This window comes from Arthrobacter monumenti (genome assembly GCF_054511255.1).
In genome coordinates this window covers 56,867-72,641 of the sequence record NZ_JBTNCY010000002.1, presented here as the reverse complement: position 1 = coordinate 72,641, position 15,775 = coordinate 56,867, and the positions used below count along the sequence as shown (strand labels likewise).

General features: G+C 62.1%; 14 protein-coding genes and 1 pseudogene. 3 read left to right on the top strand and 12 right to left on the bottom strand.

Going from position 1 to position 15,775, the window contains the following annotated elements; all coding sequences use genetic code 11:
• Positions 1–78: 78 nt before the first annotated feature.
• From ACX80B_RS03220 to ACX80B_RS03195, 6 genes are all read right to left on the bottom strand, one after another.
• Positions 79–1,101, bottom strand: coding sequence for a GNAT family N-acetyltransferase (locus ACX80B_RS03220; RefSeq protein WP_459293006.1), 1,023 nt, complete (start codon positions 1,099–1,101; stop codon positions 79–81).
• Positions 1,102–1,195: 94 nt separating this feature from the next.
• Positions 1,196–1,537, bottom strand: coding sequence for a YciI family protein (locus ACX80B_RS03215; protein WP_459293004.1), 342 nt, complete (start codon positions 1,535–1,537; stop codon positions 1,196–1,198).
• A 23-nt stretch (positions 1,538–1,560) separates the two neighbouring features.
• Positions 1,561–1,782 carry a hypothetical protein gene (locus ACX80B_RS03210; protein ID WP_459293002.1) on the bottom strand — a complete coding sequence of 74 codons (222 nt, stop codon included), beginning with the start codon at positions 1,780–1,782 and terminating at the stop codon, positions 1,561–1,563.
• A 135-nt stretch (positions 1,783–1,917) separates the two neighbouring features.
• Positions 1,918–2,775: a putative hydro-lyase gene (locus ACX80B_RS03205; protein ID WP_459293000.1), complete on the bottom strand. Its 858-nt coding sequence runs from the start codon at positions 2,773–2,775 to the stop codon at positions 1,918–1,920.
• Complete coding sequence (locus tag ACX80B_RS03200) at positions 2,772–4,031, bottom strand: NRAMP family divalent metal transporter (RefSeq protein ID WP_459292998.1); 1,260 nt, start codon at positions 4,029–4,031, stop codon at positions 2,772–2,774. Before ACX80B_RS03200 ends, ACX80B_RS03205 begins: the two co-directional genes overlap by 4 nt.
• Positions 4,032–4,044: 13 nt before the next feature.
• Positions 4,045–4,887: a PhzF family phenazine biosynthesis protein gene (locus ACX80B_RS03195; RefSeq protein ID WP_459292996.1), complete on the bottom strand. Its 843-nt coding sequence runs from the start codon at positions 4,885–4,887 to the stop codon at positions 4,045–4,047.
• A gap of 156 nt (positions 4,888–5,043) precedes the next feature.
• Here ACX80B_RS03195 and ACX80B_RS03190 point away from each other — a divergent pair.
• Positions 5,044–6,744: pseudogene (locus ACX80B_RS03190) on the top strand (glycoside hydrolase family 10 protein).
• Positions 6,745–6,804: 60 nt separating this feature from the next.
• Here the strand turns inward: ACX80B_RS03190 and ACX80B_RS03185 are convergent.
• Together ACX80B_RS03185 and ACX80B_RS03180 are read right to left on the bottom strand one after the other, a co-directional pair.
• The gene (locus ACX80B_RS03185; RefSeq protein ID WP_459292994.1) at positions 6,805–7,350 is read right to left on the bottom strand and encodes an AMIN-like domain-containing (lipo)protein; all 546 of its coding nucleotides are present in this window, start codon (positions 7,348–7,350) and stop codon (positions 6,805–6,807) included.
• A gap of 204 nt (positions 7,351–7,554) precedes the next feature.
• Complete coding sequence (locus ACX80B_RS03180) at positions 7,555–8,187, bottom strand: uracil-DNA glycosylase family protein (RefSeq protein ID WP_459292992.1); 633 nt, start codon at positions 8,185–8,187, stop codon at positions 7,555–7,557.
• 222 nt (positions 8,188–8,409) lie between these two features.
• On the opposite strand from ACX80B_RS03180, the gene ACX80B_RS03175 reads away from it, so the two are divergent.
• Entirely contained in the window at positions 8,410–10,302 is a 1,893-nt protein-coding gene (locus ACX80B_RS03175) for a plasmid pRiA4b ORF-3 family protein (protein WP_459292990.1), read from the top strand.
• A 24-nt stretch (positions 10,303–10,326) separates the two neighbouring features.
• Here ACX80B_RS03175 and ACX80B_RS03170 read toward each other — a convergent pair whose 3' ends face one another.
• The 4 genes from ACX80B_RS03170 to ACX80B_RS03155 are packed head-to-tail and all read right to left on the bottom strand — an operon-like array spanning position 10,327 to position 14,534.
• A complete protein-coding gene (locus ACX80B_RS03170; protein ID WP_459292988.1) occupies positions 10,327–11,349 on the bottom strand; it encodes a glycoside hydrolase family 43 protein in 1,023 nt (340 codons plus the stop codon).
• Between the two features lie 6 nt (positions 11,350–11,355).
• Complete coding sequence (locus ACX80B_RS03165) at positions 11,356–12,243, bottom strand: carbohydrate ABC transporter permease (RefSeq protein WP_459292986.1); 888 nt, start codon at positions 12,241–12,243, stop codon at positions 11,356–11,358.
• Entirely contained in the window at positions 12,240–13,208 is a 969-nt protein-coding gene (locus ACX80B_RS03160; protein ID WP_459292984.1) for a carbohydrate ABC transporter permease, read from the bottom strand. Before ACX80B_RS03160 ends, ACX80B_RS03165 begins: the two co-directional genes overlap by 4 nt.
• Positions 13,209–13,214: 6 nt before the next feature.
• Positions 13,215–14,534, bottom strand: coding sequence for an ABC transporter substrate-binding protein (locus ACX80B_RS03155; RefSeq protein ID WP_459292982.1), 1,320 nt, complete (start codon positions 14,532–14,534; stop codon positions 13,215–13,217).
• A gap of 208 nt (positions 14,535–14,742) precedes the next feature.
• Here ACX80B_RS03155 and ACX80B_RS03150 point away from each other — a divergent pair, with 208 nt between their 5' ends.
• Complete coding sequence (locus ACX80B_RS03150) at positions 14,743–15,759, top strand: LacI family DNA-binding transcriptional regulator (RefSeq protein ID WP_459292980.1); 1,017 nt, start codon at positions 14,743–14,745, stop codon at positions 15,757–15,759.
• Positions 15,760–15,775 lie beyond the last annotated feature (16 nt).

The following is a 15,775-nucleotide window of genomic DNA, read 5'->3' as shown; positions in this document are numbered from 1 at the left end:
GCGCGGGAGGATGCCTCGACACGCTGTTCTGCGCCCTTCCGCAACCGGATCCACCACAGAATGTGCCGGGATTTGGAATTAGGCATCGAGTTGATAGAACGTAGTGCTGTGCACGGGCTTGTAGCCGAGGGAGTGGTAGAGACTCAGCGCACCTGAGGGATTGTCGGTGTCCACACCGAGGGTCACGTAGGAGCGTGCCAAAGCGGCGAATTCCCGAGCGGTGAGGGCGAGTAGGTACTTTGCGAGCCCAAGTCCGCGCCATTGCCGCCGGACTCCCAGCAGGTCGGTGTATCCCTCCGTGAAGCCCTGGTGTGGCCAGTCCTGAACATATTCTGCGTTAATGACGTATGCCACCACGCGGCGCTCCGGTGTCGTCGGGTCGACGATGGCAAAGCTGGCAGCGGGGCGGAACGCTTCGTCTTCGAGCAGATTTGTCTGCCACGATTCGCGGTCGTGGGGATCTGATCCCCAATGGTCGGCGAAGGCTTCGTTATGGGCGAGTCGCACCTCGTCAGAGACGTCATCGCTAAAAGGCATGACTTGCAAGCCACCAGGCAGCGGGCCGGGCTCCGCGAAGGGGGCGGCAGCATCGAGAGGTTTGCGTAATTCTGTAAACCAGCGAACGGGCTCAAATCCAGCTGCTTTATACAACCGGTGCCGGCTGGTGACCTGCTCTTCGGCAATACACCTGATTCGCCCTGGCGCATCCGCATCGGCTCTCAAGGCTGCGATGTTTTGAGCAGCACGCGTGCATTGCCACCGTAATAATTCCCGTCCGATGCCCCTGCCTCGCCACCCAGGGTCGACTCCGCCGCCAAGCGTCACCGCATGTTCGTCCGTGGCGCCGGGGCGGAACGCGTTCCGCCCTACCGCTCGGAATTGGCCATCAGAATCGACTCCCACCAAGTGATCGGCGACCAGATTAACCCATGACTGGCGGGTAAGGGTTTGCAGGTCCGCCATGGTGGTGCGTTCCTGCTCATCGTCATGAATCATGATGCGCGACAGCAACAAGAACCAGGCCTCAAGATCGTCTGGTCCAAGGCCACGCCAGCTCAAGCCTGGCGTATCCGGATACGGCGGCAACTCGAGACTGGACACAGTGAGTACGCTAACACCTTCCTCCAGGGTGGGTGTTGGTTCGCCGTCGGCTTCGGTGAAGTCCCGGAGCAGCTGCCATTGCGGAAAAAGGCCGTCAGCTGGCGGGGTCGTACTGGAACGCTCGAACCTCCTGCGCGCAACGACAAGCGACCGCGATCTTTGCGGCCCATTCCAGCGCAGCCTCGCGGGAGGGCAGCTCCAGGACCGTGTAGCCGCCTTCGATCTGCTGCGTCTGCGGGTACGTGCCCTCGGTGACGGTCCCGTCGCCGTCGACCATGACCGGCGGCACGTTCTCGTCGATTCCTCCGCCGAACACCCAGACGCCGGCATCTTTCGCTTCCCGCACGACAGCGTGCGCCGCATCCGAAACCGCCTGCAACTCCTCGTCAGGGAAGTCCATGGCACTACTCGGGAACGAAATCAGATACTTCGTCATTGCGGGCGTCGCACGATCCGTCGCTAGACGAATTGCTGAATGCGCCTCAGCATATCGATGCTTGGATAAGTGTCGGCGCGGACCTTGTCGACAAGATGTTCGACGTAGTCCGGGACCTCGTCCGGTTTAAGCAGCGACTCGATGATATTGAGCATCGTTGTTGAGGGGTAAGGTTCTGACTCGACCTTGTCCAGCAGCACCTGCAGGAGGCTCGAGCGAACGTCGTTCACTGATTGGGTCGGCATGTGCATCTCCTTCGTATTCCAAAAATCTAACAGGATTCAGTGCCCGAGGGAAGACACCCGACGGGCGGAACATGGCACACCCACGCAGCATCTGCGGGCGGTCGGATTGTGGAATTACGCCACGACGCCGGCTGCTTACGGAACGAGGTAGTCGCTGTCCCTCGCGTCGGTGATGAACATGTGTCCGGGCGCGTGCGAGATGGCCAGCGACGGCCTGGATTCCATGACGGCGGCCTGTGGGGTGACACCGCAGGCCCAGAACACCGGGATCTCCCCAGGCCGGATTTCCACGGCGTCGCCGAAATCGGGCCGGTCCAGGTTCTCGATTCCGAGCGCGGCGGGATCACCAACATGGACTGGTGCGCCGTGAACCGCCGGATAGCGTGCGGTTATTCGAACGGCATCCGCCACCTGCGACGACGGCATCGGGCGCATCGAGACCACCATCGGCCCGCCCATGACGCCGGCGCTTTCACAACGCACCGAGGTCCGGTACATCGGCACGTTCACGCCCTGCTCCTGATGCGCGAGTGGTACGCCGCCTTCGAGAAGCGCACGCTCGAACGTGAAGCTGCAGCCGATCAGGAAAGAGACCAGATCATCCCTCCACCAGCCGGTAATGTCCGGCGTTTCAGACTCGAGTGCGCCATCCACGTAAACCCGGTACAGCGGAGCGTCAGTGCGGATGTCGCCGTCGGGCAGCAGCGGTCCGGAAGTTTCACCGGCGTCGAGCACTCCAAGAACAGGGCAGGACTTCGGGTTGCGCTGGGCAAAGAGGAGGAAGTCGAACGCCTCAGCCTTGGGCACGATCAGCAAATTGGCCTGGGTATAGCCAGAGGCCCAGCCCGACGTCGGCACTATCCTCCCGCTCCTGAATTCAGCCCGCGCTTCGGCAGCAGTCAGAGAGGATGGATCAGCGCCCTTTGGATCCACGCTCACTCCCTCGCCCTCAATCCCAGCGCCCCGACCGCCGTCGAACCCTGCGGCGCTCATCCGGTCCACACTTCAGCGATTGCCTGCAGCGAGAGCCAGCCGGCAACGATCGTGATCAGGACCGCCACGATGCCGAAGATGATCATCCACATTGGATGCTTATAGTCGCCGACGATCCGTTTCTGCCGCGAGGCAATCAGTACCGTACCGAGGGTGAAGGGCAGGATCAGTCCGTTCAGTGAACCGACGATGACGAGGATCGCGACAGGTTGCCCGACGATCACGAACACCAGGGTCGAGAAGACAATGAAGCCAATAATGTACCTGTTGCTGTTCCCTGCGATGGACGGATGGAAGGAGCGCAGGAACGACACGCTGGTGTAGGCGGCTCCAATGACGGAGGTAATAGCCGCCGAGAAGAGCACAATGCCGAAGATCTTGAATCCGACGTCGCCGAGGGCAATCCGGAACACCGAGGCCGGCGGATTATCGGGATTCAGGACATTACCGGCGGCGACCACGCCGAGCACCGCCAGGAACAGGAGCACCCGCATCACGCCGGTGGTGACGACGCCGAGGGTCGCCGCCTTGCCCGCAAACTTGACGTTTTGGTTGCCGACGACTCCGGCGTCGATCAGCCGGTGCGCGCCGGCAAAGGTGATGTAGCCGCCCACGGTGCCGCCGATCAGGGTAATGACCGGGAGAACCAGAATCGCATAATCTTCCGGCACGACACTGCTCACGGCTGCCTCGAGGAAGGGCGGCCGGGCCACGAACATCACGAACGCCACCAGAACGATCATCACGCCACCGAGGATGATCGCCACGGCGTCCATGATCTTCCCGGAGTTCTTCAAACTGAAAACAATGATGGCGAGCACCCCTGCAATCACCGCGCCCCACTTCGGCGATATCCCGAACAGCACCTGAAGACCCAGGCCGGCACCGGCCACGTTGCCGATGTTGAACGCCAGACCGCCGATGACAACCAGGACGGCAATGACCGAACCGAGCCCGGGAAGCACCATGTTGGCGACGTCCTGGCCGCGCTTCTTGGCCGCCACCAGAACGCGCCAGATATTAACCTGCGCGCCAATATCGATGATGATCGACAGCAGGATCGCGAACGCGAAATTCCTGCCGAACTCGTTGGTGAAAACAGCTGTCTGCGTCAGGAAGCCCGGGCCGATGGCCGACGTCGCCATCAGGAAGATGGCTCCCCAAAGGACCCGTTTATGAGTCTTGCTCATTTTCCCGTTGACGTCCGGAACCGCTACCTCGGGCTCTTCGGCCGGATGGTGTTCCTTCTTGGCCATGTGCTTATCCTCTCTAATTCGGTATCGGAACGGCATAACCGGCAACGGTCACCCGCGGATCATCAGAATGAACGACGACGGCGAGTTCGCTTGGTCGGCCCAGGTCCACCCCTTGGTGGATGGTGAATTGACGAGTGCCGGACACGAAGCCAAGCGCGCGGAAGTAACCGCCGAGCGCTGCCGCTGCCGCTCCGGTGGCCGGATCCTCCACCACACCACCGGCGGGAAACGGGTCCCGGGCGTGGAAGGTGTGCTCGTTCTCCTGCCAGAACAGTTGAGCGGTGGTCCAGCCATGTTCGGTCATCAAGTTCAGCAGGTCGTCGAAGTTATAGTCGAGTTCAGCGAGGCGTTCCCGGGTCCGGACCGCGAGAATCAGGTGCTCGTTGCCCGCGAAAGAAACATTCGGTGGATAATCCGGTGCCAAGTCTTCTGTCGACCAGCCCAGAGCCGACAATGCGGAGGCGAGTTCGTCGTCGTGCGTCGGCCTGGAGTGGGTGGGTGCGCTGCGCAAACTGGCCCGGACTCCCCACGCGTCTTGTTCGGTTTCGACCTGGATTTCGCCGGCAGGCGTATCGAAGACCATCAGCCCCGGCCCTTCCCGCTCTGCCAGCACCACCGCCGTCGCTACCGTGGCGTGACCGCAGAAGGCAACTTCCGCGACCGGGCTGAAGTACCGCAGCGGATATCGGCTGCCTCCCGTGGCCCTACCCGCAAACGCGGTCTCCGAGTACCCGACCTCGGCCGCGATCTGCTGCATCCGTTCATCGTCCATGCCGTCAGCATCAAGAACGACGCCGGCAGGGTTGCCACCGGAGGGGTCCAGCGTGAATGCGGCATAGCGAAGCACATCGGCCATACCGCTACTCTTGCGCTCCGGGCTCGCCGTGTCCAGCACTTGTTGTTTCCGCTGCCGTCAGTGTAACGATTCCGCCCCACAAAACCCGGCGTTATCCGGCGGTCCAAAGCAGGCGTATTATTTAGCTATCACTGAGCATTACGGTCGGAGTCGGCTATGTCTGGCCACATCACCCCACCGGAGCACGATGACATTTCGCGCCGGCATTTTGGAGTCCTCACCGCCCTTGGAGCGCTTGCCGCGGCGGGACTGTCGGCAGGCTTGTCCCCCGCCCGGCTCCCACCCGCCGTTACCGCCGTCGGGTCCAGCGGGCAGGCGGCGGTCACGCTTGCCGCGGCGGTCCCCAACCGGATTTACCGGATCACCGAGCGGGAACCGTACCGGGCTACGCTGACGCCGAAGAACGAGTTCCGCGCGTTCTGGCTGTCCACCGTCGCCAATATCGACTGGCCATCCCGGCCCGGCCTGACCGTGGCGCAACAGCAGTCCGAGCTGCGCGGCTGGCTCAACCTGGCGCGGAGCATGCGGTTCAACACGGTTCTGCTGCAGGTCCGTCCCGCGGCCGACACGTTCTGGCCATCAAGCATCGGCGAACCGTGGTCCAAGTACCTGACCGGTGTCCAGGGCAGGCACCCCGGCTACGATCCGCTTGCCTTTGCGGTCCGTGAGGCGCACGCCCGGAATCTGCATCTGCACGTCTGGTTCAATCCGTTCCGGGTGTCGATGGACACGGACCTGAACAACCTCGTCCCGTCGCATCCCGCGCGCCTGCATCCGTCCTGGTCTTTCGCGTACGGCGGCCGGCGTTACTACAACCCCGGGATCCCGGCCGTGCGGCGCTTCATTATCAGGGTGATTGCCGAGGTGGTGGCGAAGTACGACGTCGACGGCGTGCACTTGGACGACTACTTCTATCCCTACCCCGTCGCCGGGCAGAGCATTCCCGACGGCGCCGCGTACAGATCCTTCCGCACGCTCGGAGAGAGCCGCGCCCACTTCCGTCGCCGGAGCGTCAACGCGTTCGTGCGGGATCTGAGTTCGCGGATCTTCACCACCAAGCGGCGGATGCTGTTCGGTATCAGTCCGTTCGGGATCTGACGCAACCGGTCCACGGACGCCCGCGGTTCGGCGACCTCCGGGTTGCAGAGCTACGACGGGATCTACGCCGACTCCCGGCACTGGGTGCGGCAAGGCTGGATCGACTACGTCGTGCCGCAGTTGTACTGGCATCAAGGGTTCCCGGTCGCGAACTACAACGTCTTGGTGGACTGGTGGGCCGCGCAGGTCAAGGGAACGTTCGTGAAGCTCTACATCGGGGAGGCTGCTTACCGGGTGGGAGATCCTGCCCAGGGCACCGACTGGATGGACCGGCTGGAGTTGTCCAACCACACGGCCAAATGCCGGACGACGCCGGGAGTGCGCGGCCAGGTCTACTTCTCCGCCAAATCGGTGCGGGCGGACCGGCTCGGCGCCATGACGCTGGTCAAGAACAAGTACTACAGCCGGGTGGCGATTCCACCGGCGATGGCGCATCTGGGCAGTGCCAAACCGGCCGCCCCGGTGATCACAAGCGCCCGGTGGAACGGTGCCGGCGTCGAACTTCTTTGGCGCGGGGCCACCACTGGCACGATTCCGCAGCATTACGCGCTGTACCGGTGGGCCTCCAACGGCGCCACCCTGCCGGCCATCCCGGCACAGGCGACGGCGCTGCGGTTGGTGCAGCGCCGTCGTGGAAATCCGGAACGATGGGTGGACACTGGTGCTGTCCGCGGCCGGACTTATTGGTACATGGTGGTCGGTCTGAGCGACCTGATGGTCGAATCGGGTGGGGCGTCGGCGGTCTTCATCCGTGCCTGACCGGTAACTACACGGCCGGAGCCCGGATCTAGCTGACCGCCGGCGCCGCCCACTAAATTGTCACCAACGGTGCGCGACATCGATCACCAGCCTCGATCCGCCATCGGCATCATTCAGGGTGAAGGTGCGGAATGGCAACCGCGCCCGTACTCCCAAACCGAAGGTTGTCTTCGCTTCGAAACTGCTCCCCATGGCTATCTGCCGGAACGTCCTGAAGTTGCTGACATTGACCAACTCTTTCCTGTTCGCCGGCCGGTAGACCGCGTTTCCGTTCCGGTCATAGGCCGGGGCATCGACGACGACGGCGAGATCGGCCCCGCCGCGCAGTGGCACCACTTGGCCCGACCCGCCGGATCGCACCGCCTTGACGTACTTAACTGTGTAGCCGGCGTGCTGGCCCCGGATATCGATGACCATCCGGTCGAAGCAGGCATGCCTGCCGGCCCGGACATTCGTTATCGGTGCACTGGTTGCACCTGCCCTTGCCTCGGCCGTCGAACCCCAATGGATTCCGCAGTAGGGAGCCGCCGACGCCGGACCGGGAGCCAGCAGGCCCAGACCCAAAATCATCGCCATGGCTCCCAGCCACGCGTAGAACTTCCTCATGATACACCCCTGTAGTTGCGCGAATAGATGCATCCATGGTATGGCGATCTGAATCAGAAGGATCCGTCGACGTCAATGATGGCGCGCAATTGTTACCCATGGTCGCGAATCGGATTCGCTCCAGGTGTGCTGGGTTCGAAGAAGGTCCCAGCCTCGTTACGAGACGTGTTGTTCGGCGTTACGGGAACGGTTGTTTGGTCGGTTTCAGCCGGTGTGCCTGAGCTGGGCAATTCCGGCCCGGCTCATGGCATCGCTGTAAGCATCGTAAATGCCTTGGAGCCAAACCTCCTGCTTATCCGCGGATCCGATGAAGGCGCGGTCGCTGGTGGCACGGACTTCGTAGAACTTGAAACCACGACGCCGAATGGTGGGGATAGCCGCCTTGGTCAGTGCGCGGGTCATCTTGTGAGCGTCGGCTCCGTGGGCGACAATCGCCGATGCCCTGGGCACCCGCTGGATAAACTTCAGCAGGGGCTTGAGCCCTTCGTTGATTTGTTCCTTGTCGAGCTTGCCCTTCTGCTCGTCAAAGACGTACCAGGGGTAGACGTTCCAAGGCATCACATGCTCGGGACGCAGTCCCACATGCGCGTAGATTTCCGCCATCCGGGCAGCACTGCTGTCATCATTTTCGGATGAGAGGAAGCCGGATTCGACGCCGGGACCCGGGTTGGAGAAGAGGCTGATAATCCGGCAATCATCCGAATCGTGGACTGGGTCGACGTAGGGCAGTTCCCGGGATTTTTGCGTCTTCAAGGTGTCGCAAAACCGGTTGACTTCTTCGATGTTCGGAGCGTACCGCCGCTCCCACTGTTGCTCGCGGTGAATATTGTCAGCCATGAGGCGTACCATGGTGTTCTCCTTGGGGTGGATGCTCCCCCGGTTTGTCCGCTGAATCCCAGCTGCTGGCGACATACATGCGAGTGCAATCGCACGCAAGATTCATTGCCTTACGCTCAATCATCTCACGATTAGGTAAACGGCGATCCGGTCAACATCTGGAACCACGGCGGCGCTGGCTTGTAGGTTTGGAACAAGCCATTGACGACGAAGGGACAGCAGGTGTCGAAACGACCCAAGGCGAACAGGCCCAATACCAAGAACAAGTCCACCAAATCCAAGCAGCGGCGCCACCTGCAGGCAGTTCCCTCAGCGCGCACAATGACCATCAGCGAGCAGAACACCCGGCTGATCGACTCGTTCACCCCTGACTTCATCCGTTGGTTCAGCGAGGAGACCGAGGATCCCGACGGGGCCATGATTTACCTGCGCACTGCGCATTCCCTGGTGGATATATGCTCCGAAATCACGAACGAACCCACGGCCGCCTGGCTTCCACCGGCCGCCGTCGCAGAAGCCGTCGAGTCCATGTACTCCTCCACAGCGGATGAGCCGGGCGCTGCCCAAGCCTTCCTGGAAGCCTGGGATACCTATCTGCACTTCCTCTTCGACACCGAACGCTGGACGGGCAGTCAGGAGGAATTCTTCGAAACCCACAAGGTCCTGGCCCCGGAAGCGCCCGACGAAGGGCCAGCGGCCATGCCGGAGATGGACATCCCGGATTTGAGCGAATCCGAAGAGGCACTGGGCTTCTCCGGATTGGAACTGATCCAGCGAACCAGCCGCCTTTTGGAGTGGCTGGGCTCCGGCAAACCGGTCACCAAGACCGGGGCATTGCGCCGGCAGGATATTGAAACGGCAGCCGCCTGTGTCGGCGTCGATGCCCGGGTGGCAACGGCCTCCGGCGGGTCAGGCGAAGCCGGGCGCCAGGGAGCTGCCGGCGCGGATGCTTCGTTAGATGATGAGGACGGCCCGCTCGTCGTCCGCTCCATGTATGAAGTTCCGCTGCTGAGCAATATTTGGGATTCGCTGCAAAGCTGCGAACTCATCACAGTGTCGACGACGACGGCGAAGCCTGCCGCTGCGGCAGAACAGTGGCTCCACGCCGGAGCGCCGGAACGGGTGGCGCAGTACCGCCAATTCGTCACCGAGTTCCTGCTGGACACCGTCGCCTCCGATGAACTCGGCGAATCGTTCCGCCCCACGGTCGCGACATTCATGATGATGGTGCTGACAGCCGGCACTATGGAGCCTGTGGAGAAGGCCAAGCTCGACGATCTGATTGAACAGTTGGAAGACCAAAGCCTGGTGGACGCGCTTCCGCCCGTTTTCGCCAAGGGCAAGCTTGATGAACTGGCTGAACTCGGACTGCTGACAGGCGATACGCACTACGTGGTGGCTCCCGCCGTCGCACAGTGTGTTGCCGCCGTCGTCGATGAACTCGAAATGCTTGATCAGGCGTACGACGACGATGACGATTCCGGCATGCCGTCCCCACAGGCCGGCATGCCAAAGGCCCCCGCGCCACGGATCAGTTATGCACCGGGCACACCCGTACTGCAGCTGAAGGTCAGCATCGACTCCTCTGAACCCTTGGTCTGGCGGCGGATACTGGTGCCGGCCACACTCCAGCTGGATGAATTGCACGCCGTACTCCAGATGTCCTTTGGATGGATGGACTCGCACATGCATCTCTTCAGCGAGGGACGGGGCTTCGGGGGAATCACGTACGAACCTTTCCACCCCGAGTTCATGAACGACGCCTCCATTGACGAGTCGACAATCTGCCTCGGGGATTTGCTGACGAAGACCGGCGACTGCATCACTTACCATTACGACTTCGGCGACGACTGGCTGCACACCGTCGAGCTCGAGCAGAAGTTGGACGAGGTTCCCGAAGACCTGCCGTTCTGCGTGGAGGGCGGCGCGATGGCACCCTTCGAGGACTCCGGTGGCCCGCAGGGCTGGACGGATATGGTGGCAGCGGTCAACGACCCGTCCCATCCCGAGCACGCCGAGTACCGGGAGTGGCTGCGTCTGCCTGCCGGTCGCACCATAGACCCGGACGCGTTCAATCTGGAATTCATCAATCTGGCTCTGGCCAAGCTCCGCTAGCGACGGCGGCACGCCACAGACCGGCTACTCCCCCAGCACCACCCGCGGCATGGCGCCATCCCATTCCAACGGAGCTACGAACATCCCGCGGTAGGTGAAAGCGGGGTCCCAGCCATGGAGCACCAGGTAATCCTGGTCCATCGGCCCGGTCACCACATCCTGGCCGCCCGGGCCGAGGTACCGGTGCCCGGAGGACTTGGTGGAGAAGATCGGCTTGGGCGTTTTCGACCACGGACCACTGAGTTTCGGAGCGGAAGCGTAACCGATGGCGTAACGTCCATCCGAATAGGAGTTGGCGGAGTACAGCAGCACGTAGGTGGAGCCGCGTTTCACAATGGTGGGCGCTTCGACGAGGTCGCCCTCCCAATCGAGCGTCTGCTTAATGAGCTTCTGCGGCTGACCAGTCAGGCTCAGCCCGTCCTTGCTCAACGGAGCGGTCTGGATCCAGGTGGCGAGTCCGCAGCAATTGCCGTCGTTCTTCCACACCAAGTGCAGGCCGTCGTCGTCTACGAAGGTACTGGCATCGATGGCACCGCCCTCGTCGATTGGGCACACCAGCATCTCTCCGCCCTGCGCCACAAAGGGTCCCGTCGGACTGTTGGATGTCGCGACGCCGATGCACTGGCGCGCCGGGTCGAAGTTCGTGGCGGTGAAGTACAGCACGAAGTTGCCCTCGGAGACTTCCGTAACCTCGGGAGCCCACGTCTTGCCGGGAATCACCCACGAGGGCATGTCCGGCATTGCATCCTTGTCGAGGACGGTCCAATCTTCCAGGTCTGTCGACTTCGCCACCTGGACATTCATTCCGTTGCCGTTGGTCGCATAGGCATAGTACGTGCCGTCGACCTCCAGGACGTCAGGATCCGGAAAGTCGCGGTCAATCACCGGTTCGGCCATCTCCTGTCCCGATGAGGAGGCGTCCTCCGATGGGGTACCCGCCGGAGTGGACGGGCCCCCACCGGAACAGCCAGCCAGCAGCAATCCGCTCAGCAGCGCCGCGGGGATCAGCGCCGAACGCGCGCCGAAGCGCCGGAATGCCTTGGCCATACCCTCTTAGCCCTTCACACCGGAGCGCGAGACGCCTTCGATGATGAAGCGCTGCAGGAAGACGAAGATCACCAGTACCGGAATACTTGCGACGACGGCGCCCGCCATCAACAGGTCGTACCGCACCGAGTTGGCGGCCTGCAGTGTGGACAAGCCGGCCGGCAGTGTCTGCACCTCAGGACTGAACAGCACGTAGACGGGCCAGAGGAAGTCATTCCAGTTCGTCAAGAATGCCAGCAGCGCCAGAGTGGCGAGGGCGGGCTTGGCCAGCGGCAGCACGATCCGGGTGAAGATCAGGAAGCGGTTGGCCCCGTCCAGGCGGGCGGCCTCCTCAAGGTCCACTGGCAGCGCGATAAAGAACTGCCGCATGAAAAACACCCCAAACGCGGATGCCGCCGTCGGAACGATGATGGCGATCAGCGAGTTGAGCCAGCCCAGATCGCTGACGATTAGGTAATTCGGAATCACGAGGATCACCGGCGGGACGAGCAGCGTTGCGACAATAATGCCGAAAACGATGTTCTTGCCCTTGAAGTTCATCCGCGCGAGCGGATAGGCAGCCAACGACGCCGTAATCACCACTAGTGCCGAGTTCAACAGTGCGGCGACCATACTGTTGATAAACCAGCGCAGCACCGGGGTGCTGCTCTGTGGAGACAAGATGGCCTCGTAGGCCTGCAAGGTGAACGGAATAGGAAGCCAGCTCGGCGGGATACTCGTCGCATCGCCGCGGGTCTTGAACGAGGTCACGATCATGAAGATGACCGGACTGATGAAGATGAAAGCGACGATGCCGAGGATGACGATCCGGAATATCTTCCGGCCCCTGTTGGCGGGCCGCCGCTGCACCGGCCGGTCCTCGGTCTGTGCCGGTCTGTCGGTAAGCTGAGTCATTTCCTGGACTCCTTCCTTTCACGGAACAGCCAGAACAGGATGATGCTCAACACCATCAGGAACAGCGTCAGCACGTAACTCATGGCTGCGGCACTGCCCATCTGGAAGTTGCGCAGACCGGTCTCCGCAATCTGGTAGATCGCCGTACGGGTTTCACGTCCCGGCCCGCCCTGCGTCATCAGGTAGGACTGGCCGAACATGTTGGCCGACGCAATCAGCGTGATCATCGTGACGAAGATCAGCACCGGACGCAGACCTGGCAGCGTCACGTGAATGAACTGGTTCCAGCCATTGGCCCCGTCCATCCGGGCCGCCTCATAGAGCTCGGCGGGGATGTCCTGCAGCGCGGCCAGGTAAATGACCGCGTTGAAGCCAAGCGTCCACCAGACCGTCACGCCGATCAGCGCCACCCAGGCTGCCGGCGTCGACGTCGTCCAGGCGATATCATCCGGCAAGCCAAGAAGACCGAGGTAGTAATTGACGAGGCCGATGTTGCTGTCCAGCAGGTAGCGCCAGAGGATGGCGACGACGGCGACACCGAGGACATAGGGCGCGAAGTAGACCGCACGGAAGAAGTTCCGGCCGGGAAAATTCTTCGCCATCAGCAGTGCGACGGCCAGTGGAATGGTCAGCAGCAACGGCACACTGAAGAGCGTGAAGATGCCGGTTGCCTTCATGGAGTTCCAGAAGTTCTCAAAGGCAATGGAGCCGGGCTGCATCAGCTCGGTGTAGTTATCCAGTCCGACGAACGGATGGACCGGCATCGTGTAATCCCAGGTGTGCAGGCTGATCCAGACACCCAGCACGATCGGCAGCAGCACGAAGCCGATGAACAGCACCAGATACGGAGCCAGGAACAGCCACGGTGTGGCCTTACCTTGTTCCCGCACCGACCGTCCTGCCTTTACGCGGGGCTGGGGCGCCCTCTCTTTTGGGAGGGCGCCCACTTCCGTTGTTGATTTCATGAACGGTCAGTTTCCGAACTGTGCTTCGTTTTCTTCCATCAACTGAGTGGCCTTCGTAGCGGCCTCCTCGAGGGCACTCTTCGGCTCTTCCTTACCGAGGACCGCGTTGCCCACCGCTACCTCGAGGGTTTCAGTCTGGACTGAACCGATGCCCGGGATGGCAGGCAGGAACTTCATGTTGTCGATCTTCTCCGCGATGGGTTCCTGGACAGTGCCGTCGAGCACGCCGCTGGTCCGGACCGATTCACGGGCCGGGATCATGCCGGCACCGGCCCATTCGCCGGAGTTTTCACTCATCCAGGCGATGAAGACCTTCGCGGCGTTCGTCTTGTTCGCATCAGGCGATGCCTGGCGGGGCAGGAAGAACTGGTGCGAGTTAGCCCAGACGGCATCTTCCGAGCCCATGGTGGGGACCGGAGCAGCCTCAAACGGGAGACCGGATGCCTTCAGGTCGTTGATCATCCAGATTCCGTCCCAGGTGATCGACGTTTCGCCGTTCTTGAAGGCGACATACTGCGAATCGATGGCGACGTCGTCGGGGCTGTAGCCCTTCTCCACGATGGAGCGCTGCCACTCGAGCGCCTTGACGCCCGCTTCGGAATCGAACGTGGCCTTCGCCTCTTCGCCGTTGTAGGGGTCTCCGCCGTTCTGCCACAGCAGCGACAGGTTCATCAGGTGGCTGGGCCATTTCGCCGGCATCCAGAACGGGGTGTCGTAGCCTGCAGCCTCAAGCTTCTTCAGTGCCGCTGCGAAGGACTCCGCATCGGTGGGAGCTTCCTTGATTCCGGCCTTCTTGAAGTGCTCGGTGTTGTAGTACATGGCCAGTGAGTGCACGTCCAGCGGAATTCCGTAGCGGGCATCCTTGTAGACACCTGCGTTCCAGACCTCTTCGGAGAAGTCATCGGCGGTTAGCTCAAGCGACTCGGCCAGATCATCGACGGGAACGATGACGTTGCGCGCGGCATTGGTGGCCAGCTGATCAAGGTGCATAACACCGACGTCGGGACCCTCACCGGCGGTAACCGCTGCTGGGAGGCGCTGGTAAAAGTCGGCCCACTGCATGGTGTTGGACTTGACCGTGATGTTCTCGTGTTCGGCGTTGAACTCCTTGACCATCTTCTTCATGAAGGGGCCGTCGCCGCCGGTGAAGCCGTTCCAGTAGGAAAGTTCCACGGGAGGTCCGGTGTATTCGCCGGTGAATTCCTGCTGGGCTGCTTCCTGGCCACCTGAGCCACCACAGCTCGTCAGCGCCATGATGGCTGTTGCACCGATGGCAGTGGCGGTGGCTAGGCGGTTGCGAACAGACCGCTTGGGGTGTTTCATCATCGTCCTCCTCAGTGAAAACGCTGCTCCACGCTCGGTGCGCGTAACGGTAAATGGCTGTGCCCGCACGTCAGTGCGACCCAGCTCACGGCGTGAGGACCAATGTACAGCGCTGTAAACTGTAATGTCTAGTGTCGTTATGGAATCGCCACATAGCGTCTCAACGGGGTTACTTGGCGGGTCCATTAGGATTGCCGACAGGATGGGAAATATGAAGCGGGTCCGACTGGCCGATGTGGCCGAACTGGCCGGCGTTTCGATGAAGACGGTCTCGAACGTCGTCCATGACTATCCTCATGTCGCGCCACAGCTGCGCAAGAGTGTCCAGGAGGCCATCGACCAGCTCGGCTACAAACCTAACCTCACCGCGCGCCGCCTCGCCACCGGTAAAACAGGCATGATCGCGTTGGCCATGCCGGAAATCGACCACCCTTACTTTTCCGAACTGTCGCGGCATATCGCCGAAGAGGCCACCCGCCGCGGCTACCGGGTGATCATCGAACAGACCTTAAGCGATGTGGATGCCGAGCATGCCGTGCTCAAGGACCGGGAAGCCGGGCTCGTGGACGGCGTGATCTTCCATCCGGTGCGCATGAACACCCTGGAAATCGCGAAACTGCGCCGCGACACTCCCCTGGTGCTGCTCGGCGAATCGACGATGCCGGTCACCACGGACCACGTCATGATCGACAACGTCAGCGCCGCCGTCGACAGCGTCAAACACCTGCTCTCACTCGGCCGCCGCCGCATCGCCTTCCTCGGCGTCGTCGAGCATGACATCACCGGTTCCACGGACCAGCGTCTCCTGGGGTACCAACAAGGACTGGTCGGCGCCGGCATTGCGCTCAATCCCGATCTCGTTTTCCCCGTTCCGGATTTCTCCCCGGAAGCGAGCGCGGAAGCCGTCACGGCCGCCCTGTCGCGGGGAGTGGATTTCGACGGCGTTGTCTGCCGTGATGACAAGTTCGCCATTGGCGCGCTGCGCGGCCTCACCGCCGCGGGCGTGAAAGTGCCCGACGACGTCGCGGTGGTCGGCTGGGATAACACGGCTCTAGGCTCCTATACGACGCCGACCCTCACCTCCATCGCCCCGGACAAGTTGCGGCTGGCCGAGGTCGCGCTGGAGCTGCTGGCCGAACGCATCAATGGCTATCAAGGCATCGGACGGCACCGCGTCGTGCCGCATTCGCTCGCGGTCCGGCACAGCGCTCCCGCCCCGGACAACTGATCGGCCACATCGCCGC

Excerpts from the sequence above, each read along its gene's own strand:
- ACX80B_RS03205 (WP_459293000.1), bottom strand. The coding sequence starts at position 2,775 with ATGAGCGCCGCAGGGTTCGACGGCGGTCGGGGCGCTGGGATTGAGGGC.
- ACX80B_RS03215 (WP_459293004.1), bottom strand. The coding sequence starts at position 1,537 with ATGACGAAGTATCTGATTTCGTTCCCGAGTAGTGCCATGGACTTCCCT.
- ACX80B_RS03165 (WP_459292986.1), bottom strand. The coding sequence starts at position 12,243 with ATGACTCAGCTTACCGACAGACCGGCACAGACCGAGGACCGGCCGGTG.
- ACX80B_RS03195 (WP_459292996.1), bottom strand. The coding sequence starts at position 4,887 with ATGGCCGATGTGCTTCGCTATGCCGCATTCACGCTGGACCCCTCCGGT.
- ACX80B_RS03185 (WP_459292994.1), bottom strand. The coding sequence starts at position 7,350 with ATGAGGAAGTTCTACGCGTGGCTGGGAGCCATGGCGATGATTTTGGGT.
- ACX80B_RS03150 (WP_459292980.1), top strand. The coding sequence starts at position 14,743 with ATGAAGCGGGTCCGACTGGCCGATGTGGCCGAACTGGCCGGCGTTTCG.
- ACX80B_RS03200 (WP_459292998.1), bottom strand. The coding sequence starts at position 4,031 with ATGGCCAAGAAGGAACACCATCCGGCCGAAGAGCCCGAGGTAGCGGTT.
- ACX80B_RS03170 (WP_459292988.1), bottom strand. The coding sequence starts at position 11,349 with ATGGCCAAGGCATTCCGGCGCTTCGGCGCGCGTTCGGCGCTGATCCCC.
- ACX80B_RS03210 (WP_459293002.1), bottom strand. The coding sequence starts at position 1,782 with ATGCCGACCCAATCAGTGAACGACGTTCGCTCGAGCCTCCTGCAGGTG.
- ACX80B_RS03180 (WP_459292992.1), bottom strand. The coding sequence starts at position 8,187 with ATGGCTGACAATATTCACCGCGAGCAACAGTGGGAGCGGCGGTACGCT.
- ACX80B_RS03155 (WP_459292982.1), bottom strand. The coding sequence starts at position 14,534 with ATGATGAAACACCCCAAGCGGTCTGTTCGCAACCGCCTAGCCACCGCC.
- ACX80B_RS03160 (WP_459292984.1), bottom strand. The coding sequence starts at position 13,208 with ATGAAATCAACAACGGAAGTGGGCGCCCTCCCAAAAGAGAGGGCGCCC.